20 protein-coding genes are annotated in these 18,227 nt (G+C 66.1%); 7 read left to right on the forward strand and 13 right to left on the reverse strand.

Translation table 11 applies throughout. From position 1 onward, the window contains the following. The 6 genes from AB7U46_RS13000 to AB7U46_RS13025 form a co-directional block, all read right to left on the reverse strand. A partial coding sequence (locus tag AB7U46_RS13000; RefSeq protein WP_428337404.1) for an ABC transporter substrate-binding protein occupies nt 1-652 on the reverse strand: 652 nt, incomplete at its 3' end. 51 nt (nt 653-703) lie between these two features. Then, the gene (locus AB7U46_RS13005; protein WP_428337405.1) at nt 704-1,552 is read right to left on the reverse strand and encodes an ABC transporter permease; all 849 of its coding nucleotides are present in this window, start codon (nt 1,550-1,552) and stop codon (nt 704-706) included. After that, the gene (locus AB7U46_RS13010) at nt 1,549-2,412 is read right to left on the reverse strand and encodes an ABC transporter permease (protein ID WP_428337406.1); all 864 of its coding nucleotides are present in this window, start codon (nt 2,410-2,412) and stop codon (nt 1,549-1,551) included. The genes AB7U46_RS13005 and AB7U46_RS13010 overlap by 4 nt, the downstream gene beginning before the upstream one ends. A 24-nt stretch (nt 2,413-2,436) precedes the next feature. Further along, nucleotides 2,437-3,219 carry an ABC transporter ATP-binding protein gene (locus AB7U46_RS13015; RefSeq protein ID WP_428337407.1) on the reverse strand — a complete coding sequence of 261 codons (783 nt, stop codon included), beginning with the start codon at nt 3,217-3,219 and terminating at the stop codon, nt 2,437-2,439. 67 nt (nt 3,220-3,286) lie between these two features. Continuing rightward, nucleotides 3,287-4,744 (reverse strand): dihydropyrimidinase, encoded by a 1,458-nt coding sequence (gene hydA / locus AB7U46_RS13020; protein ID WP_428337408.1) that lies wholly within the window; start codon nt 4,742-4,744, stop codon nt 3,287-3,289. Nucleotides 4,745-4,826: 82 nt separating this feature from the next. Then, the gene (locus AB7U46_RS13025) at nt 4,827-6,077 is read right to left on the reverse strand and encodes a Zn-dependent hydrolase (protein ID WP_428337409.1); all 1,251 of its coding nucleotides are present in this window, start codon (nt 6,075-6,077) and stop codon (nt 4,827-4,829) included. A 130-nt stretch (nt 6,078-6,207) separates the two neighbouring features. Here AB7U46_RS13025 and AB7U46_RS13030 point away from each other — a divergent pair, with 130 nt between their 5' ends. The 4 genes from AB7U46_RS13030 to AB7U46_RS13045 all read left to right on the forward strand — a co-directional run bounded on the left by AB7U46_RS13030 (nt 6,208) and on the right by AB7U46_RS13045 (nt 8,996). Continuing rightward, nucleotides 6,208-6,867 carry a TetR/AcrR family transcriptional regulator gene (locus AB7U46_RS13030; protein WP_428337410.1) on the forward strand — a complete coding sequence of 220 codons (660 nt, stop codon included), beginning with the start codon at nt 6,208-6,210 and terminating at the stop codon, nt 6,865-6,867. 54 nt (nt 6,868-6,921) lie between these two features. Beyond that, on the forward strand, nt 6,922-7,347 hold the full coding sequence (locus tag AB7U46_RS13035; RefSeq protein WP_428337411.1) for a hypothetical protein: 426 nt from the start codon (nt 6,922-6,924) through the stop codon (nt 7,345-7,347). Nucleotides 7,348-7,680: 333 nt separating this feature from the next. After that, nucleotides 7,681-8,307 carry a TetR family transcriptional regulator C-terminal domain-containing protein gene (locus AB7U46_RS13040; RefSeq protein ID WP_428337412.1) on the forward strand — a complete coding sequence of 209 codons (627 nt, stop codon included), beginning with the start codon at nt 7,681-7,683 and terminating at the stop codon, nt 8,305-8,307. A gap of 110 nt (nt 8,308-8,417) precedes the next feature. Then, on the forward strand, nt 8,418-8,996 hold the full coding sequence (locus tag AB7U46_RS13045) for a hypothetical protein (RefSeq protein ID WP_428337413.1): 579 nt from the start codon (nt 8,418-8,420) through the stop codon (nt 8,994-8,996). 45 nt (nt 8,997-9,041) lie between these two features. Here AB7U46_RS13045 and preA read toward each other — a convergent pair whose 3' ends face one another. Further along, on the reverse strand, nt 9,042-10,358 hold the full coding sequence (gene preA / locus AB7U46_RS13050) for an NAD-dependent dihydropyrimidine dehydrogenase subunit PreA (protein WP_428337414.1): 1,317 nt from the start codon (nt 10,356-10,358) through the stop codon (nt 9,042-9,044). A 1-nt stretch (nt 10,359) separates the two neighbouring features. Then, the gene (locus AB7U46_RS13055; protein WP_428337415.1) at nt 10,360-11,697 is read right to left on the reverse strand and encodes an NAD(P)-dependent oxidoreductase; all 1,338 of its coding nucleotides are present in this window, start codon (nt 11,695-11,697) and stop codon (nt 10,360-10,362) included. Between the two features lie 288 nt (nt 11,698-11,985). Here AB7U46_RS13055 and accB point away from each other — a divergent pair, with 288 nt between their 5' ends. From accB to aat, 3 genes are all read left to right on the forward strand, one after another. Next, nucleotides 11,986-12,477, forward strand: a complete 492-nt coding sequence (accB, locus tag AB7U46_RS13060; RefSeq protein ID WP_428337416.1) for an acetyl-CoA carboxylase biotin carboxyl carrier protein — start codon at nt 11,986-11,988, stop codon at nt 12,475-12,477. Nucleotides 12,478-12,487: 10 nt separating this feature from the next. Further along, nucleotides 12,488-13,834, forward strand: a complete 1,347-nt coding sequence (gene accC, locus AB7U46_RS13065; RefSeq protein ID WP_428337417.1) for an acetyl-CoA carboxylase biotin carboxylase subunit — start codon at nt 12,488-12,490, stop codon at nt 13,832-13,834. 114 nt (nt 13,835-13,948) lie between these two features. After that, entirely contained in the window at nt 13,949-14,587 is a 639-nt protein-coding gene (gene aat / locus AB7U46_RS13070) for a leucyl/phenylalanyl-tRNA--protein transferase (RefSeq protein ID WP_428337418.1), read from the forward strand. On the opposite strand, the gene AB7U46_RS13075 is transcribed toward aat, so the two are convergent. The 5 genes from AB7U46_RS13075 to AB7U46_RS13095 form a co-directional block, all read right to left on the reverse strand. Beyond that, on the reverse strand, nt 14,551-15,000 hold the full coding sequence (locus AB7U46_RS13075; RefSeq protein WP_428337419.1) for a DUF2155 domain-containing protein: 450 nt from the start codon (nt 14,998-15,000) through the stop codon (nt 14,551-14,553). The two genes, aat and AB7U46_RS13075, sit on opposite strands and share 37 nt — an antisense overlap. After that, nucleotides 14,997-15,494, reverse strand: a complete 498-nt coding sequence (locus AB7U46_RS13080; RefSeq protein WP_428337420.1) for an outer membrane lipid asymmetry maintenance protein MlaD — start codon at nt 15,492-15,494, stop codon at nt 14,997-14,999. Before AB7U46_RS13080 ends, AB7U46_RS13075 begins: the two co-directional genes overlap by 4 nt. Nucleotides 15,495-15,514: 20 nt before the next feature. Continuing rightward, nucleotides 15,515-15,892: an NADH:ubiquinone oxidoreductase subunit NDUFA12 gene (locus tag AB7U46_RS13085; protein ID WP_428337421.1), complete on the reverse strand. Its 378-nt coding sequence runs from the start codon at nt 15,890-15,892 to the stop codon at nt 15,515-15,517. Nucleotides 15,893-16,046: 154 nt separating this feature from the next. Further along, a complete protein-coding gene (gene clpX, locus AB7U46_RS13090) occupies nt 16,047-17,315 on the reverse strand; it encodes an ATP-dependent Clp protease ATP-binding subunit ClpX (protein WP_428337422.1) in 1,269 nt (422 codons plus the stop codon). Nucleotides 17,316-17,433: 118 nt separating this feature from the next. Next, entirely contained in the window at nt 17,434-18,063 is a 630-nt protein-coding gene (locus tag AB7U46_RS13095) for an ATP-dependent Clp protease proteolytic subunit (RefSeq protein ID WP_428337423.1), read from the reverse strand. Nucleotides 18,064-18,227: the final 164 nt, after the last annotated feature.

Here is an 18,227-nt window from a genome sequence, read left to right on the forward strand (position 1 = left end):
CGAGGACAAAAAGCCCGTCCTCGAGCATGCCGACGCCGTTCTGCAGGTAGATGAAGGTCACCAGCTGATCCGGGGTGATGCCGGCATCGAGCACCTGACCACATTCGTTATAGGTCATCACCGAGATGCAATCGGCCTGCTTTTGCAGCAGTGGATCGACGTTGAAGCCCTGCTTGAGCACCTTCACGCCCTTTTCCGAGCCATCGGTCGGGATGCCGAGCTTCGCCATCCAGGCGTAGAACGGATATTCGTTGCCGTAGAACCAGACGCCGAGCGTATGGCCCGGGAAGTCGGTCGGCGCCGAGATGCCGGTTTCCTTCAGGCAGGTGAGCTCCAGACCGCCATGCTTGAACGGCTGCGCGATGTTCACCAGCGGCAGGCCCTTTTCGCGCGCGGCAAGCGCGGCCGCCATCCAGTCGACGATCACATCGGCGCCACCGCCCGCGATCACCTGCTCGGGCGCGATATCCGGGCCGCCCGGCTTGATCGTGACGTCGAGCCCCTCGTCGGTGTAAAAGCCCTTGTCCTTGGCGACGTAATAGCCGGCGAACTGCGCCTGCGTCACCCATTTGAGCTGCAGCGTGAGCTCCTCGGCCGAGGCCGCCCCGGCCATCAGCGCAAGCCCCGCCGCCCCGATCAGCAATTTCTTCATCGTCGTCTCTCCTGTTGGTCCCCCGGATTCTGAGCCCGGGGTTTGGTCAACTCAGTTCCCCCGCTGGGAGGGATGCCAGAAGGTCACTGCCTTCTCGATCAGCGCCATCAGGCCGAAAAAGCCCGATCCCGCCAATGCCGCCACCGCAATCTCGGACCAGACGAGCGGCAGATCAAGCTGCCCCACCGCGGTCGAGATGCGAAACCCCATGCCCGCGGTCGGGCTGCCGAAAAACTCGGCAACGATCGCGCCGATCAGCGCGAGCGTCGTCGCGATCTTGAGGCCGTTGAAAAGGAAGGGCATCGCCGCCGGCAGGCGCAGTTTCAGCAGGCTCTGCCGGTAGGAGGCCGAATAGGTCGCCATCAGGTCGCGCTGCAGGCTGTCGGTCGCCTCGAGCCCGGCGACCATGTTCACCAGCACCGGGAAGAAGACCATCACCACGACCACGGCCGCCTTCGACTGCCAGTCGAAGCCGAACCACATCACGAGGATCGGCGCGATGCCGACGATCGGAAGGGCGGCGACGAAATTGCCGACCGGCAGCAGGCCGCGCTGCAAAAACGGCGAGCGGTCGACCGCGATCGCGGTCAGCACCGCCGCGCCGCAGCCGATGATATAGCCGCCAAGCGCCCCCTTCAGGATCGTCTGGCGGAAATCGCCCCAGAGCAGCGCGCCGTTATCGGCGATCTTCGCCGCGATCGCCGAGGGCGCGGGCAGGATCACCGGGCTCACCGAAAGCCCCCGCACCAGCCCCTCCCAAAGGATCAGGAGCGTGATGCCGAAGAGCGTCGGCACGAAAAGCTTCGCCCAGCGCATCCGGCCCCAGCGCTTCGCCACAGTGAAATTGATCGCCGTCGTCAGCGCCCAGAAGGCGAGCGCACCCCATCCTTCCCAGCTCATCGCAGCATCCCCATCCGCTTGAGGGTGGCCTTCTCGATCACGCCGACCACGATCACCAGACCGGCGGCAAGGATCGCCGCGGCGAAAAGCGCGGCCCAGATCTGCACCGTCTGGCCGTAATAGCTGCCCGAGAGCAGCCGCGCGCCCAGCCCCGCCGTGGCCCCCGCCGGCAGTTCGGCGACGATCGTGCCGACGAGCGCGGAGGCGACCCCCACCTTCAGCGAGGCGAAGAGATAGGGCATCGAGGAGGGCAGCCGCAGCTTGAAGAAGGTCTCGCGCTGCGAGGCGTTATAGGTGCGAAGCAGGTCGAGCTGCATCCCGTCGGGCGCGCGCAGCCCCTTCACCATGCCGACAAGCACCGGGAAGAAACTGAGATAGGCCGCGATGATCGCCTTTGGAATCAATCCCTTGATGCCAAGCGAGGCAAGCACCACGATCACCATCGGCGCGATCGCGAGGATCGGGATCGTCTGGCTCGCGATCGCCCAGGGCATCACCGACATATCCATCGCGCGGCTATGCACGATGCCGACGGCGAGCGCGATCCCGGCAAGCGTGCCGAGGCCAAAGCCCGCCATCGTCGCCGAGAAGGTGACCCAGCCGTGATAGACGAGGCTCTTCTTCGAGGTGATCGCCTGCCCCATGAGGCCGTCCCAGAGCCCCTTCACCACCTGATGCGGCGCGGGCAGCACCGGGCGGCTCTGGTTCATCGTGTCGGCGACCATCTCGGAGAAGGTGACCGTGGTGCCGGCACGCGCGGCCTGGTCATAGGTCCACTGGCTGTTGAGCCAGACCGTCGCGCCATACCAGAGCACGACGATCGCGGCGAGAACGGTGAGGATCGGGCCGAGGCTCTTCATCGCCGCCCCTCCTGCTGTGCCAGCTCACTCATAGGCATGCCCCGCGCGCAGCCCCTCGCGCACGCGATGGGCGATGTCGAGGAATTCCTTGCTGTCGCGGATCTCGAGCGGGCGCGGACCGCGTGGCAGCGTGCTCTCGATCACGTCGGTGATCCGGCCCGGGCGGGGCGACATCACCACGATCTTGGTGCTCAGATAGACCGCCTCGGGGATCGAATGGGTGACGAAGCCGATGGTCTTGCCGGTCGCGTCCCAGAGCTTGAGAAGCTCCTCGTTCAGCCGGTCGCGCACAATTTCGTCGAGCGCGCCGAAGGGCTCGTCCATCAGCAGGATCTCGGCGTCGAAGGCGAGCGCGCGCGCGATCGAGGCGCGCTGTTGCATGCCGCCCGACAATTGCCAGGGGAACTTCTTGCCAAAGCCCTCGAGATCGACGAGCGATAGCACTTTTCGAACACGCTCCTCCTGATCCGGCTTCGGATAGCCCATGATTTCAAGCGGAAGCTTCACATTTCCCGCAATCGTGCGCCAAGGGTACAGACCCGCCGCCTGGAACACATAGCCGTAGCTGCGCTCCTTGCGGGCGTCGTCCGCGGACATGCCGCGGACCTTGAGCGTGCCGCCGGTGGGGGTTTCCAGCGCCGCAATGCAGCGCAGGAAGGTGGTCTTGCCACAGCCCGAGGGGCCGATGAAGGAGACGAAATCGCCCTTCTTCACCTCGAGATTGACGTCTTTGAGCGCCTGCACCGGCCCGTCGCCCGTCTGGAAGACGAGATCGACGCCCTGCGCCTCGATGACGGTCTGGGTCATGCGATGTTCCCCTGTCGGGTGGTTCGGGTTGCGCCCCGCGTGCGGGGCCCTGCCTCAGACTTGCGCATCACACCCCGCTTGCCGGAATGCCCGAGCGCGCGATCGGACGCGGCGCGGTGACCTCCTTCCAGGTCGAAAGCGCCTTCGTCACCGGCATCCCCGGCTCGCGCTTGACGAACTCGCCATAGCCCTCGGCGGTCAGGCATTTCGTCCCGTCCCAGGCCAGGGTGCCGCGCGAGAAGGTGTATTTCGGCAGGCCATGCACCTCGACGCCCTCGAAGACGTTGGTCTCGATCGCCGATTGCTGGGTCTTGGCCGAGATCACCTTCGAGGCCTTCGGATCCCAGACCACGAGATCGGCATCCGAGCCCACCAGCACCGCGCCCTTCTTCGGGTAGCAGTTCAGGATCTTCGCGATATTGGTCGAGGTCACCGCGACGAATTCGTTCATCGTGATCCGCCCGGTGTTCACGCCCTTTTCCCAAAGCACCGGCATCCGGTCCTCGAGGCCGCCGGTGCCGTTCGGGATCTTGGTGAAATCGCCGACGCCATAGCGCTTCTGATCGCGGGTGAAGGCGCAGTGGTCGGTCGCCACACAGCTCAGCGTGCCCGAGGCGAGGCCGGCCCAGAGGCTGTCCTGATGCTTCTTGTTGCGGAAGGGTGGCGACATCACGCGCGCGGCGGCGTGGTCCCAGTCGGGGTTGGAATATTCGCTCTCGTCGAGCGTCAGGTGCTGGATCAGCGGCTCGCCCCAGACGCGCTTGCCGTTCATCTTCGCGCGGCGGATGGCCTCATGCGCCTCCTCGCAGGAGGTATGCACGACGTAAAGCGGCACGCCGGCCATGTCGGCAATCATGATCGCGCGGTTCGTCGCCTCGCCCTCGACCTGGGAGGGGCGCGAATAGGCATGCGCCTCGGGCCCGGTATTGCCCTCGGCGAGCAGCTTCGCCGACATTTCCGCCACGATATCGCCGTTCTCGGCATGCACGAGCGGGATCGCCCCAAGCTCCGCGCAGCGCTTGAAGGAGGCGAACATCTCGTCGTCATTCACCATCAGCGCGCCCTTGTAGGCCATGAAATGCTTGAAGGTGTTGATGCCGAGTTCCTCGACCACGGTCTTCATCTCGTCGAAGATCTGCTCGCTCCAGCCGGTCACCGCCATGTGGAAGGAGTAGTCGCAATGCGCCCGGGCCGATTTGTTGTGCCAGGACTTGTAGGCCTCGAGCATGCTCTGCCCCGGGTTCGGCACGCAGAAATCGACCACCATCGTGGTGCCGCCCGAGAGCGCGGCGCGGGTGCCGACCTCGAAATCATCGGCCGAGAAAGTGCCCATGAAGGGGAATTCGAGGTGGGTATGCGGGTCGATCCCGCCCGGCATGACATAGCAGCCGGCGGCGTCGATCACCTCGTCGCCCTTCAGATCCGGGCCGATCGCGATGATCTGGCCGCCCTCGATCAGCACATCGGCGGTGTAGGTCAGATCCGCAGTGACGATGGTGCCGTTCTTGATGACTTTGGTGGTCATTGTTGTCTCCCTGAAAGCCGCTGCTTTCATCTTGCCGGAAATACCTCGGGGGGACCGGGGGGCTGGCCCCCCGGCGCTTGCCTCAGGCGCTGACTTCCGCCGTCTCGAGCACGGCGTGCAGCAGAACATCCGCCCCCGCCGAAGCCCATTCGGGCGAGATGTCCTCGGCCTCGTTATGGCTCAGCCCGTCGACGCAGGGGCACATGATCATCGTCGTCGGCGCGACCTTGGCCGCCCAGCAGGCATCGTGCCCGGCGCCCGAAACGATGTCGAGATGGCTGTAGCCCAGCGTCTCGGCCGCCCGGCGCACACGATCCACCAGTTCCGGCGTGAAGGTGACCGGGTCGAAATGGCCCACCCGCTCGACCGCGCAGCCGACGCCGAGCTCGTCGCAGATCGCCTTCGCGCGCGGCTCGATCTCGTCGCGCATGCCGTCGAGCTTCGCCTGATCGACGGTGCGGATGTCGACGGTGAAAACGACCTTGCCCGGCAGCACGTTGCGCGAATTGGGGGTGAAGGTCACCTGGCCCACGCCGCCCACGGCATTGGGCTGGTTCTTCATCGCCACTTCCTGCACCATCTCGAAGATCCGGCTCATCGCGAGGCCGGCATTCACCCGCATCGCCATCGGGGTGGAGCCGGTATGCGCCTCCTTGCCGGTCAGCGTGAATTCGAGCCACCAGAGACCCTGGCAATGGGTCACCACGCCGATCTGCTTTTCCTTCGCCTCGAGGATCGGGCCCTGCTCGATGTGATATTCGAAATAGGCGTGCATCTTGCGCGCGCCGACTTCCTCGTCGCCGATCCAGCCGATGCGTTTCAGCTCGTCGCCGAAGCGCATCCCCTCCAGATCCTTGCGGTCATAGGCATAATCGAGCGTATGCACCCCGGCAAAGACGCCCGAGGCCAGCATCGCGGGGGCGAAGCGCGCGCCCTCCTCGTTCGTCCAGTTGGTGAGCACGATCGGATGCTTCGTCTTGATGCCGAGATCGTTCATCGTGCGGATCACCTCGAGCCCGCCGAGCACGCCCAGAACGCCGTCGAACTTGCCGCCGGTCGGCTGGGTGTCGAGGTGCGAGCCGATATAGACCGGCAGCGCGTCCGGGTCGGTGCCCTCGCGGCGCATGAACATCGTGCCCATCTTGTCGACGCCCATGGTGAGCCCCGCGGCATCACACCAGGACTTGAACAGCGCGCGCCCCTCGGCATCGGCGTCGGTCAGCGTCTGGCGGTTGTTGCCGCCGGCGACGCCCGGCCCGATCTTCGCCATCTCCATCAGGCTGTCCCAAAGGCGTGCGGAATCGGTGCGGAGGTTTTCTCCGGGTGCAGACATCTCTTTTACTCCCTGTCGGCTTCGGGGTGCGTTCACCCTCTTGCGACGAATCTTTTTCTGACCGTATGGTCAGGTTGAGGGAGCCACGTTCTGACCATTCGGTCAACAAGTTTGCGTCGAAAGGATTGCGGTGAACGAGCAGGGGCCAGTCGAACGCCCAAAAAACGGGCAAGGCACCAGAGGCCGTCGGGCGAGCACCCGGCGCGCCCATGAGGAGCGCATTCTGGCGGCCGCGGAATCGGTCTTTGCCGAGGCCGGATTCGGGGGGGCGACGATGCAGCTCATCGCCGATCTCGCCGGCCTGCCGAAGGCCAATCTGCATTACTATTTCGCCACCAAGGAGGCGCTTTATCGCGCGGTGGTGGAGCGGATCTTCACCGTCTGGCTGCAGGCGGCGGATGTGTTCGACGCGGCCGCCGGCCCCGCCGAGGGCATCGGCGCCTATATCGACGCGAAGATGGAGATCTCGCGCCGCCATCCCAACGGCTCTAAGGTCTGGGCCTCGGAGGTGATGCACGGCGCGCCGGTGATCCAGGATTACCTGGAAACCACGCTGCGCGACTGGACGGCGGGGCGCGTGAAAGTCATCGAGCGCTGGATCGCCGAGGGCAAGATGGCGCCCGTCGACCCCGAGCATCTGCTTTACCTTCTCTGGGCCGCGACCCAGCATTACGCCGATTTCGGCCACCAGATCGAGGTGCTGAACGGCGGCGCGCTGCAGCCCGCGGACTGGGAGGCGGCGAAGGCCTCGGTGAAGGAGATCGTGCTGCGCGGGATCGGGGTTGTGTAGGCGATTGCGAACGGCAAGGCGGGCCACTAGGCTCGCATCTGCCCGGAGCACCGCATGTCCCGCCAAAATCTGATCAACCCCATTACCGGAAGCATATATTTCGGCATCATCCCACCGCTCAAACTCTCCGGCGTCATGCGCCCGGAGGGGCAGATTGTCTTGCCTATGGGAAGGCATGTCGGCCCCAACCGCGGCTTTGGCGCCAATCACATCTGGGCGGAGCACCAAAACGAAATGCTTCAGGCCGGATGGACGATTTTCGACCATGTCCCAGCCTATGTCGCTTCAATCGTTCGAACCGGCACGCCTCTCTATTTCGAGGGGGCATCATATCGCAACACGCGGCTGATCGCGGTCCGCAGCTCCACGGGAACAGCCATTCTGGAACTGCGCGAACAACGCGACGAAGTGATCTGGAGCGTCGTCACAGCATTCTCTGGAAACAAAACGCACGGCACCCGTGTAGGAGCCGTGCGTTGAGCGCGCTCACAGTAGCAGCGTCTCCTTAGCGCAAGGGGTCGGAGACCACCCGAAGTGTCCTGTGAATAAGTCTCCTGAAAGACCTATCATCCACATGAGCGGGCCAATTTACAGGTGAAGCCGACTCAAAATGCTCTTTATGGCGCGAGAGAGAAGATAATATTTTATCCCTGCCAGGTCAACCTGAGCATGCATTCGAGATTGGGGCGGCCGGCCCTGCTGCGAAAAGTTTACGCCTGATTGCGGAAGCCAGCGAGCCCGCCCCATACCACCACAGCGGCGTTGATCGCTGCCCGGCTCTGCGTTATAGCCCCCCGAACCCGGAGGAGTGCCGTGACCGAGACGAGCCCCGCGACCCCGCGCCCGAAGACGCGGATCCAGCGCCGCAACACCGAAACCATCCTCGACGCCGCGCTCGAGGTGTTTTCCGCGCAGGGCTTCCGCGGCGCCACGCTCGACCAGATCGCCGAGGTCGCCGGCCTCTCGAAACCGAACCTGCTCTACTACTTCCCCTCGAAAGAGGCGATCCACGTCGCGCTGCTCACCGCGCTGATGGACGACTGGCTCGCGCCGCTGCGCGCGATGGACCCCGCGGGCGAGCCGCGCGACGAGATCATGGCCTATATGCGCCGCAAGCTCGAGATGAGCCGCGAGATGCCGCGCGAAAGCCGCCTCTTCGCCAATGAGATCGTGCAGGGCGCGCCGCGGATGCGCGCGGCGCTCGAGGGCGATCTGAAGGCCCTCGTCGACGAGAAGGCGGCGGTGATCGCGGCCTGGGCGGCGGCGGGCCGGATCGCCCCGGTCGATCCGCACCACCTGATCTTCTCGATCTGGGCGCTGACCCAGCATTACGCCGATTTCGACGTGCAGGTGCGCGCCGTGCTCGGCCCCGCGCACGACCCTTTCGCCGAGGCCGGCCCCTTCCTCGAGATGCTCTTCGAGCGGTTGCTGCGCCCCTGAGCCGGCCCCGTTAACCCCGATCAGAAAAACCCGTGCGGATTCACCTCCGGGTAACCTCACGCGCGCAGACTCGGGGAATGGGGGTGGACTATGAGTGAGGAGAGTGGGGAATGGACCGCATATCGGGGCTGATGCCCCAGGTCGGTTGGTCGACATTGATGATGCCGCTGGCCGTGAAGAAGGCGCCCGCCACAACGGTGGAACCCGCCGCGACCGCGGCGAACACCAATGGCGGCATGGGCGCGAATGTGAACACGCAGACCGGGGGCGGTCAGGCGGTGGCAACGGCGCAGGCCCGCGCCGCCACCGGCAGTGACCAGACCGGGATCACCCAGGCGGTGCTCGCCCAGGTGAGCGAGAACGCCGAACCCGATCCGGACGCGCCGACCGGCCCGCCGCCGACTTTCGACGTCACGCCGCTCGAGGCGCAGGCCGCCGCGTTGCGCAAGGTGCCGGCGCAGGTCGGTTCGGCGCAGGCCGCCGCGACGACGGCCGATGCGCCCGCCGCCGACGAGCCCGCGACGACGGAAGCGCCGGTGACGGAGGCCTCGGCAAGCGCGCCGCCGGCCGAAAGCACGGCGCCGCCCGCCGAATCCGCGCCCGAGGCACAGCCCGCAAGCTCCGGCGCCGCCGGCGCCTGGCAGGCCAGCGCCGCGCAGCCGGAGCCGAGCCTCGACGTGATCCGCTGAGGCGGGCCTTTCGGCCCGCCCCGCAGATCGCCTCGGATCAGGGCGTCATTCGCCGCCCACCGCACAGGCCGGCGCACCATGCGACGGGTTGTTCGGATGGGTGGTCCAGTTCGCGTAGGGTTCGACCTTGCGCCCGGTCCTCGGGTCGACCGTCCCGAGGGGCAGCTCCTTCATGGTGATGCAATCCACCGGGCAGACGTCGACGCAGAGGTTGCAGGCGACGCATTCCTCGTCCTTGACGGTGAAGCTGCGATCCTCGCCCATCGCGATCGCCTGATGCGAGGTGTCCTCGCAGGCGGCGTAGCAGCGGCCGCATTTGATGCAGTCATTCTGGTCGATCACCGCCTTGGTGACGTAGTTCAGGTTGAGATATTGCCAGTCGGTGACCTTCGGCACCGCCCGCCCGACGATTTCGTCGACCGCGGCGAAGCCCTTGCGATCCATGTAATCGCTCAGCCCCGAGATCATCTCCTGCACGATCTTGAACCCGTAGGTCATCGCCGCGGTGCAGACCTGCACATTGCCCGCGCCAAGGCTGAGGAACTCCGCCGCGTCGCGCCAGGTCGTCACCCCGCCGATGCCGGAAATCGGCATCCCGGCGGTCGCCGCGTCGCGCGCGATCTCCGCCACCATGTTGAGCGCGATCGGCTTCACCGCCGGGCCGCAATAGCCGCCATGGGTGCCCTTGCCGTCGATCATCGGCTCGGGGCAGAAGTCGTCGAGATTGACCGAGGTGATCGAGTTGATCGTGTTGATCAGGCTCACCGCATCGGCGCCGCCCGCCTTCGCCGCGCGCGCGGGACCGCGGATGTCGGTGATGTTCGGCGTCAGCTTGACGATGCAGGGCATCCGCGTGGTCTGTTTCACCCAGCGCGTGACCATCTCGATATATTCGGGCACCTGCCCCACGGCCGAGCCCATGCCGCGCTCCGCCATGCCATGCGGGCAGCCGAAGTTCAGCTCGACGCCATCGGCGCCGGTCTCCTCGACGAGCGGCAGGATCGCCTTCCACGAGGCCTCGTCGCAGGGCACCATCAGCGAAACGACGAGCGCGCGGTCGGGGTAGTCGCGCTTCACCGCCTTGATTTCGCGCAGATTCACCTCGAGCGGGCGATCGGTGATCAGCTCGATGTTGTTGATGCCGAGCACGCGGCGGTCGGCGCCGTAGATCACGCCATAGCGCGGGCCCGAGACGTTCACCACCGGCGGCCCCTCGGAGCCGAGCGTCTTCCAGACGACGCCGCCCCAGCCCGCCTCGAAGGCGCGGCGCACGTTGACTTCCTTGTCGGTCGGCGGCGCGGAGGCGAGCCAGAACGGGTTCGGGGATTTGATCCCGACGAATTCGGAACGCAGGTCCGCCATGTCAGGCCTCCATCAGGAAAGCGTGGATGTCTTCGGCCGCGTCGCGCCCCTGCGCGACCGCCGTCACGGTCAGGTCTTCGCCCGCGGGGGTGCAGTCACCGCCCGCCCAGACCTTGGCGAGACCGGTGCGCCCCGCCCCGTCCACGGCAAGTTTCGATCCCGCCTTCGCCAGCCCCTCGGGCAGCGGGCCAAGCGCCTGGCCGATCGCCGAAAACACCTGATCGGCCTTCAGCGTGAACGTGTCGTCCAGCTTGCGCAGCCCGGCGCCGGTGGTCTCGGTGCGCGCGAAGGTGATCTCGAGCGCGTCGCCCGCCTTCGCGATCGAGACCGGCGCCGCATTCGGGATGATCCGCACGTTATGGGTCAGCGCATGCTCCTGCTCATGCGCGGAGGCCGGCATCTCGGCCTGCGTGCGGCGATAGACGATCGTCGAGGTCTCGGCGCCAAGCAGCTTCGCCTGCACCGCCGCATCGACCGCGGTCATGCCGCCACCGATCACCACCACCTTGCGGCCGACCGGCAGCGTCGCCAGATCCGGCGACTGGCGCAGCTCGGCGATGAATTCGGTCGCCGGGGTGGCGAGTTCGGCGCCAGGCAGGCCAAGCGCATTCACCCCCGAAAGCCCGATACCAAGGAAGACGGCGTCATGCTCGGCCAGCAGATCGTCAAGCGTGCCGTCGCCCGCGCGCCCGAGCATCCAGTTCTCGACCAGCGTGATGCCGCCGATCTGCATCAGCCAGTCGACCTCGCGCGCAGCGAAACCCTCGGGCGCCTTGTAGGCGGCGATGCCATATTCGTTGAGCCCGCCGGGTTTCGGCCGCGCATCATAGATCGTGACCTCGTGCCCCTTCACCGCGAGCCGATGCGCGCAGGCCAGACCCGAAGGCCCCGCCCCCACCACCGCGACGGATTTCCCCGTCACCGCGGCGCGCGCGAAGGGCATCGCCCCCTCGGCCATCGCGGTATCGGTGGCGTAGCGCTGCAAGAGGCCGATCTCGACCGGCTTGCCCTCGGCCTCCTCGCGCACGCAGGCGCCCTCGCAAAGGTTTTCCGTCGGGCAGACCCGCGCGCACATGCCGCCGAGGATGTTCTGCGACCAGATCGTCTTCGCCGCCGCGCCGGGGGTGCCGGTCGCGATCTGGCGGATGAAGAGCGGGATGTCGATCGCGGTCGGGCAGGCCACGGTGCAGGGCGCATCATGGCAGAAATAGCACCGATCGGCGGCGACGCGGGCCTCGTGCGCCCCGAGCGGCGGCGCCACATCGGCAAAGCCCGCGGCGTACTCCTCGGGCGGAAGGCGTCCGGGCACGACCCCGGGCGTGAACTGGCTGTTGGTCAAGATGACCTCCCTGGCTTTATTATTGCAATCACGCTGCCACGGTCAGAAATTTTATCAAGTGGTAAAATAACGAGAGGCCGCGCGCACCCCGTCCTCTGCCCGCGCGCCGGGCTGCCACGAGGGCATATGCCGCTTTTTTCGGCGATTTCGCGGCTGCACGCTTCCCCCGCGTCAGTCGTAAGCGCTTTCCTCCCCTCGCCGCCTCGCGTATAAGGCGGCATGAAAACCGGCGCGCCCGGCACGAACGACCGGGCCGAACAAGACCTGACAGCATCCTCTGAGGACGGCATGACCAAACAATCCCATGAAAACGACGTGGCCTTCATCCAGGCGCTTGCGGAGCTTCTGAACCGCAACGAGCTGACGGAAATCGCCGTCGTGCGCGAATATGGCGAAGACGACAGCCTCGAGGTGCGCGTCGTGAAACAGGCGACCGTGATCGCCGCCCCGGCGCCGGTCTATGCCGCGCCCGCGGCCGCCCCGCTGGCCGCCGCCCCCGCCGCGACCCCGGCCGCCGCCGCGGCCGAGGCCGATCCCGCCTCGCTCCCGGGCGCGGTGACCTCGCCGATGGTCGGCACCGCCTATCTTTCGCCGGAACCCGGTGCCTCCGCCTTCGTCAAGGTCGGCGACACGGTCAAGGAAGGCCAGACGCTGATGATCGTCGAGGCGATGAAGACGATGAACCATATCCCCGCGCCGCACTCGGGCACGGTGAAGCGCATCCTCGTCGAAGACGGCATGCCGGTCGAATACGGCTCGGCGCTGATGATCGTCGAATAAGGGGGCCGGGATGTTCGACAAGATCCTGATCGCCAACCGCGGCGAGATCGCGCTGCGCGTGATCCGCGCCTGCCGCGAGATGGGGATCGCCTCGGTCGCGGTGCATTCGACGGCCGACACCGACGCGATGCATGTGCGCATGGCCGACGAGTCGGTCTGCATCGGGCCGCCGCCCTCCTCGGAAAGCTATCTCTCGATCCCGGCGATCGTCGCGGCCTGCGAGATCACCGGCGCGCAGGCGATCCACCCGGGCTATGGCTTCCTTTCGGAAAACGCGACCTTCGTGCAGGTGCTCGAGGATCACGGCCTGACCTTCATCGGCCCCTCGGCCGCGCATATCCGCCTGATGGGCGACAAGATCACCGCGAAGGACACCGCGCAGAAGCTCGGCATTCCGGTGGTTCCGGGCTCCGCCGGCGGCGTGCCCGACGTCGAGACCGCGAAAAAGACGGCAAAGGAAATCGGCTACCCGGTCATCATCAAGGCCACCGCCGGCGGCGGCGGGCGCGGGATGAAGGTCGCCGAGACCGAGGAAGAGCTGGAGATCGCCTTCCGCACCGCGCGGTCGGAGGCGAAGGCCGCCTTCGGCAATGACGAGGTCTATATGGAGAAATATCTCCAGAAGCCGCGTCACATCGAGATCCAGGTCTTCGGCGACGGCCGCGGCAAGGCGGTGCATCTGGGCGAGCGCGACTGCTCGCTGCAGCGCCGCCACCAGAAGGTGCTGGAGGAGGCCCCCGGCCCCGTCATCACCCAAGAGCAGCGCGCGCACATCGGCGGGATCTGCGCCAAGGCCATGGCGGAGCTGAAATATTCCGGCGCCGGCACGATCGAGTTCCTGTTCGAGGATGGCGAGTTCTACTTCATCGAGATGAACACCCGCTTGCAGGTGGAACATCCGGTGACCGAGGCGATCTTCGGCGTCGACCTCGTGCGCGAGCAGATCCGCGTCGCCGCCGGCGAGGAGATGAGCTTCGCGCAGGAGGATCTGACGATCCGCGGCGCCGCGATCGAGGTGCGGATCAACGCCGAACGGCTGCCGAACTTCGCCCCCTGCCCCGGCAAGATCACCCAGTACCACGCCCCCGGCGGGCTGGGCGTGCGGATGGACAGCGCGCTTTACGACGGCTACAAGATCCCGCCCTATTACGACAGCCTGATCGGCAAGCTGATCGTGCATGGGCGCGACCGCGACGAGGCGCTGGCACGTCTGAGCCGCGCGCTCGGCGAGCTGATCGTCGACGGCGTCGACACCACGGTGCCGCTGTTCCACGCGCTCCTCGCCGAGCCGGATATCCAAAGCGGCAATTACTCGATCCACTGGCTCGAGAAATGGCTGGCCAAGACCTTCGGCTGAACCAGCCATCCCTGACGCTGCGCAACGCCCCCTCGCGGGGGCGTTTTGCTTTGAAAACCGGTTTGCCGCCGCCCCGAAATCGGATCATTCTGCGCCCTGAGGATGGAGGCGGCGATGAACACGGGGCTGAGCGCGGAACTGCTGCTGGCGGGCTATGCGCAGGGCATCTTCCCGATGGCGATGACCCGCGACGACCCCGAGCTGCACTGGTTCGAACCGAAATTGCGCGGCGTGATCCCCCTGCAGAATTTCCACATTTCACGCTCTCTCGCCCGGGTGATCCGGCGCGAGATCTTCACTATTCGAACAAATACCGATTTCCGCGGCGTGATCGAGGGCTGCGCCGACCGGCCCGAGACCTGGATCAACGCGCCGCTCGTCACGCTTTACGAGGAGCTCTTCGCCGCCGGTCACGCCCATAGTCTCGAGGTCTGGCAAGGGGGGCGGCTCGTCGGCGGCGTCTTCGGTGTCACGCTGGGCGGCGCCTTCTTCGGCGAGAGCATGTTCTCGCGCGTCACCGATGCCTCGAAAGTCGCGCTCGCCTATTGCGTCGACCGGCTGCGCCAGGGCGGCTTCGCGCTTTTCGACACGCAATATCTGACGCCGCATCTCGCCTCGCTCGGCGGCATCGAGATCCCCCGCGACAGCTATCGCCGGATTCTCGCCAAGGCCCTGAGATTGCGGGGGGATTTCGCCGCGCCGGAGGTGCCGGACGCTCAGTCGATCTTGCAGCGCATGACCCAGACGTCATAGCGCTGATGGTCGAGCGCGGAGAGCGCGGGGCTGTCGGCGATCATCCAGCCGGAAAAATCGGGCGTCGTCGCGCCCTTGTCGGCAATCACCAGATAGGCGAAGGCGTTCGAGGACGGGTCGTCCGCCGGGTAGCGGCACTCCTGCAGCGTCACCGTGATATGGCCGAATTCGACCGTCTGGCCGACCGCGAGCGTGATGTCGGAGGCGGTGCCCGCCACCTTGTCGAGCCCGCGCAGCACCGCGCCCTTCGCCTCGGCGAGGCCCTCGGGCGTGCGCGTCTCCGGCCCCTGCGGGCCGAGCGTCGGGGTCGTGTCGGTCTGGCCTTCCTGCGGCGTGTCGGGCAGCGTGATCACGTCCTGCGCCAGCACCGGCGCGGCACCGAGCCACAGCGCCGCAAGCGCGAGGCGGATCATTGCCCGGCCTCCGGCGCAGCGGCGTCGCCACCGGTCGCGCCGTCGGAATTGCCACTCTTGGCACCGGCGAATTTCATCAGCAGCCCAAGCGTCGAGACCGCGCCCTGAGTGTCGAGGATCTCGTCCCCCGGCGCGAGATTGTCGAGGCTGCCGCCCGGCAGGATCTCGATGAAGGCACCGCCGAGCAGCCCTTCGGAGGCGACCACGATCTGCGAATCATCGGGCAGCTCCACCCCGTCCCGCACCGAGATCGTGGTGTCGGCGAAGAAGGTCTTCGGGTTGAGGCCGATGTCGGTGACGGTGCCGATCTTGACCCCCGCCATGCGCACGTCGGTGCCCGGCGTGATCCCCTCGACCGAGCGGAAGGAAGCATGCAGCGGGTAGCTGCCCACGGTGCTGCCGAAGCTGTGCCCCTTGCCGGCCCAGCCCAGAAAACCGAGGGCGATCGCGAGCACGATGGCCCCCGTCAAGACTTCGACGCGATTCTCGCTCATATGCGCTCCTGCGGCCCCGATCAGCCCTCGGGCTGCCAGGCCTCGTAATCGCGGCGCTCGACCGGTTCGGCGCGGCGGATCGAGCCGGCGGGCAGATAGGCGGTCGGCAGGCCGGTCTGGGTTTCCTGATGCGGCAGTTCCCAGGGCTTGTGGGCAAGCGGCGCCTTGGTCGGCGGCTCGTCCCAGGTGTGGTGCAGCCAGCCGTGCCAGTCCGGCGGGATCCGGCTCGCCTGCACTTCGCCGTTGTAGATCACCCAGCGCCGTTTCTTGTCGCGGCTCTGGTAATAGATATTGCCCTCATCGTCTTCACCGACCTTCACGCCCTTGCGCAGGGTATAGACCTGCGTGCCGAAGGTCTGGCTGTTCCACCAGGTGAAGAAACGAAGCAGGAATTTCATGGCATGTCTCCGCAGGCGTTTGCCCTGTTATAGCCGGTGGCGCGCCAAGGTCCAGTGCCCAAGCGTGCCCTCCCGAAAAAGCGAGCGCCAAGGCGCCCGGCCGCAGGGCGGCCCCGAAACGAAAGGCGGGCCCGCAGGCCCGCCATCCGACCGGTCAACCGGCCGATTTCGGTTCTTTCTTGGTGCTCTCGGCGTAGATCAGCAGCGGCTTCGCACCGGCGGTTTCCACCGCCTCCTCGTTCACCACGACCTCCTGCACCGAGTCCATGCCGGGCAGTTCGAACATCGTGTCGAGCAGGATGTCCTCCATGATCGAGCGCAGCCCGCGCGCGCCGGTCTTGCGCTTGATCGCGCGATGGGCGATCGCCTTGAGCGCGTCGTCGGTGAAGGTGAGCTTCACCCCCTCGATCTCGAACAGGCGCTGATACTGCTTCACCAGCGCGTTCTTCGGCGCGGTGAGGATGATCACCAGCGCCCCCTCGTCGAGGTCTTCGAGCGTGGCGATCACCGGCAGACGGCCGACGAATTCCGGGATCAGGCCGAATTTCAGCAGATCCTCGGGCTCCAGCTCCTTGAAGAGCTCGCCCGCGCCGCGGCTTTCCGGGTCTTTCACATCGGCCCCGAAGCCGATCGCCGTGCCCTTGCCGCGCTGCGCGATGATCCGGTCGAGGCCCGCGAAGGCGCCGCCGCAGATGAACAGGATGTTCGTCGTGTCGACCTGCAGGAATTCCTGCTGCGGATGCTTGCGCCCGCCCTGCGGCGGCACGGAGGCGACGGTGCCTTCCATGATCTTCAGCAGCGCCTGCTGCACGCCCTCGCCCGAGACGTCGCGGGTGATCGAGGGGTTGTCCGACTTGCGGGTGATCTTGTCGACCTCGTCGATATAGACGATGCCGCGCTGCGCCCGCTCGACGTTGTATTCCGAGGCCTGCAGGAGCTTCAGGATGATGTTCTCGACATCCTCGCCGACATAGCCGGCCTCCGTCAGTGTCGTCGCATCGGCCATGGTGAAGGGCACGTCGAGGATGCGCGCGAGCGTCTGCGCGAGCAGCGTCTTGCCGCAGCCGGTGGGCCCGATCAGCAGGATGTTCGACTTCGCCAGCTCGATATCGGTCTTCGAGCCGTGGTTGAGCCGCTTGTAATGGTTGTGCACCGCGACGGCGAGCACGCGCTTGGCGTGTTCCTGCCCGATGACGTAGTCGTCGAGCACCTTGCAGATGTCGCGCGGGGTGGGCACGCCGTCGGTCGCCTTCAGCCCCGAGGTCTTCGTCTCCTCGCGGATGATGTCCATGCACAGCTCGACGCATTCGTCGCAGATGAACACGGTCGGGCCGGCGATCAGCTTGCGCACCTCATGCTGGCTCTTGCCGCAGAACGAACAGTAGAGCGTGTTCTTGCTGTCGGAGCCGGAATTGTTCGCCATCGTCATCCTCTGGGCTTGCCCGGATTTTCCGGGCCGTTGCGGGCTGCCTGAGACCCGAGTCTAGGGCAGCCCCTGCGTCATCACAATGTCAAAATGCCCTTCCCGCTTAAGGGGAGGATCACTTATCGCCGTCGACCGGGGTCCGGTTTTCGAGGATCTCGTCGATCAGACCCCAGGCCTTCGCATCCTCGGCCGACATGAAGTTGTCACGCTCGAGCGCCGCTTCAACCGTCTCGTAGTCATTGCCGGTATGCTTCACGTAGATCTCGTTCAGGCGCCGCTTGAGCTTTTGCGTCTCCTGCGCGTGGATCATGATGTCGGTCGCCTGGCCCTGATAGCCGCCCGAGGGCTGGTGCACCATCACGCGCGAGTTCGGCAGCGAGAAGCGCATCCCCGCCTCGCCCGCCTGCAGCAGCAGCGAGCCCATCGAGGCCGCCTGCCCGATCACCAGCGTCGAGACCTTCGGCCGGATGTACTGCATCGTGTCGTAGATCGAGAGGCCCGAGGTCACCACGCCGCCCGGGCTGTTGATGTACATCGCGATCTCCTTCGAGGGGTTTTCCGCCTCGAGGAACAAGAGCTGCGCGCAGATCAGCGTCGACATGCCGTCGTGGACCGGACCGGCGAGGAAGATGATCCGCTCCTTGAGCAGGCGCGAATAGATGTCGTAGGCCCGTTCGCCGCGCGAGGTCTGCTCGACCACCATCGGCACCAGCGTGTTCATGTAGAGGTCGATCGGATCTTTCATTCCTCAGCCTTCCTGCGGTTCTCCGAGCCATCCTTAGCGTCGGTTCTTTACCGAAGTCTTAGTGACGCGGGACGGAGGCTTCAAGGGCGGGTGACCCGGGCAGGGCGCGAAACCGGTGGCTCTTAGTAAATTGCAAAGGAGTCGGGTGTAGGGGTGAAAGGGAT

The sequence above is a fragment of the Paenirhodobacter sp. genome (assembly GCF_050177655.1).
In the GTDB taxonomy this organism is placed as follows: domain Bacteria; phylum Pseudomonadota; class Alphaproteobacteria; order Rhodobacterales; family Rhodobacteraceae; genus Rhodobacter.

Bases quoted from the DNA above. Each gene is read 5' to 3' on its own strand.
- AB7U46_RS13005 (WP_428337405.1), bottom strand. From the start codon at position 1,552: ATGAGCTGGGAAGGATGGGGTGCGCTCGCCTTCTGGGCGCTGACGACG.
- AB7U46_RS13010 (WP_428337406.1), bottom strand. From the start codon at position 2,412: ATGAAGAGCCTCGGCCCGATCCTCACCGTTCTCGCCGCGATCGTCGTG.
- AB7U46_RS13015 (WP_428337407.1), bottom strand. From the start codon at position 3,219: ATGACCCAGACCGTCATCGAGGCGCAGGGCGTCGATCTCGTCTTCCAG.
- hydA (WP_428337408.1), bottom strand. From the start codon at position 4,744: ATGACCACCAAAGTCATCAAGAACGGCACCATCGTCACTGCGGATCTG.
- AB7U46_RS13025 (WP_428337409.1), bottom strand. From the start codon at position 6,077: ATGTCTGCACCCGGAGAAAACCTCCGCACCGATTCCGCACGCCTTTGG.
- AB7U46_RS13035 (WP_428337411.1), top strand. From the start codon at position 6,922: ATGTCCCGCCAAAATCTGATCAACCCCATTACCGGAAGCATATATTTC.
- AB7U46_RS13045 (WP_428337413.1), top strand. From the start codon at position 8,418: ATGGACCGCATATCGGGGCTGATGCCCCAGGTCGGTTGGTCGACATTG.
- preA (WP_428337414.1), bottom strand. From the start codon at position 10,358: ATGGCGGACCTGCGTTCCGAATTCGTCGGGATCAAATCCCCGAACCCG.
- accB (WP_428337416.1), top strand. From the start codon at position 11,986: ATGACCAAACAATCCCATGAAAACGACGTGGCCTTCATCCAGGCGCTT.
- accC (WP_428337417.1), top strand. From the start codon at position 12,488: ATGTTCGACAAGATCCTGATCGCCAACCGCGGCGAGATCGCGCTGCGC.
- aat (WP_428337418.1), top strand. From the start codon at position 13,949: ATGAACACGGGGCTGAGCGCGGAACTGCTGCTGGCGGGCTATGCGCAG.
- AB7U46_RS13075 (WP_428337419.1), bottom strand. From the start codon at position 15,000: ATGATCCGCCTCGCGCTTGCGGCGCTGTGGCTCGGTGCCGCGCCGGTG.
- AB7U46_RS13080 (WP_428337420.1), bottom strand. From the start codon at position 15,494: ATGAGCGAGAATCGCGTCGAAGTCTTGACGGGGGCCATCGTGCTCGCG.
- AB7U46_RS13085 (WP_428337421.1), bottom strand. From the start codon at position 15,892: ATGAAATTCCTGCTTCGTTTCTTCACCTGGTGGAACAGCCAGACCTTC.
- clpX (WP_428337422.1), bottom strand. From the start codon at position 17,315: ATGGCGAACAATTCCGGCTCCGACAGCAAGAACACGCTCTACTGTTCG.
- AB7U46_RS13095 (WP_428337423.1), bottom strand. From the start codon at position 18,063: ATGAAAGATCCGATCGACCTCTACATGAACACGCTGGTGCCGATGGTG.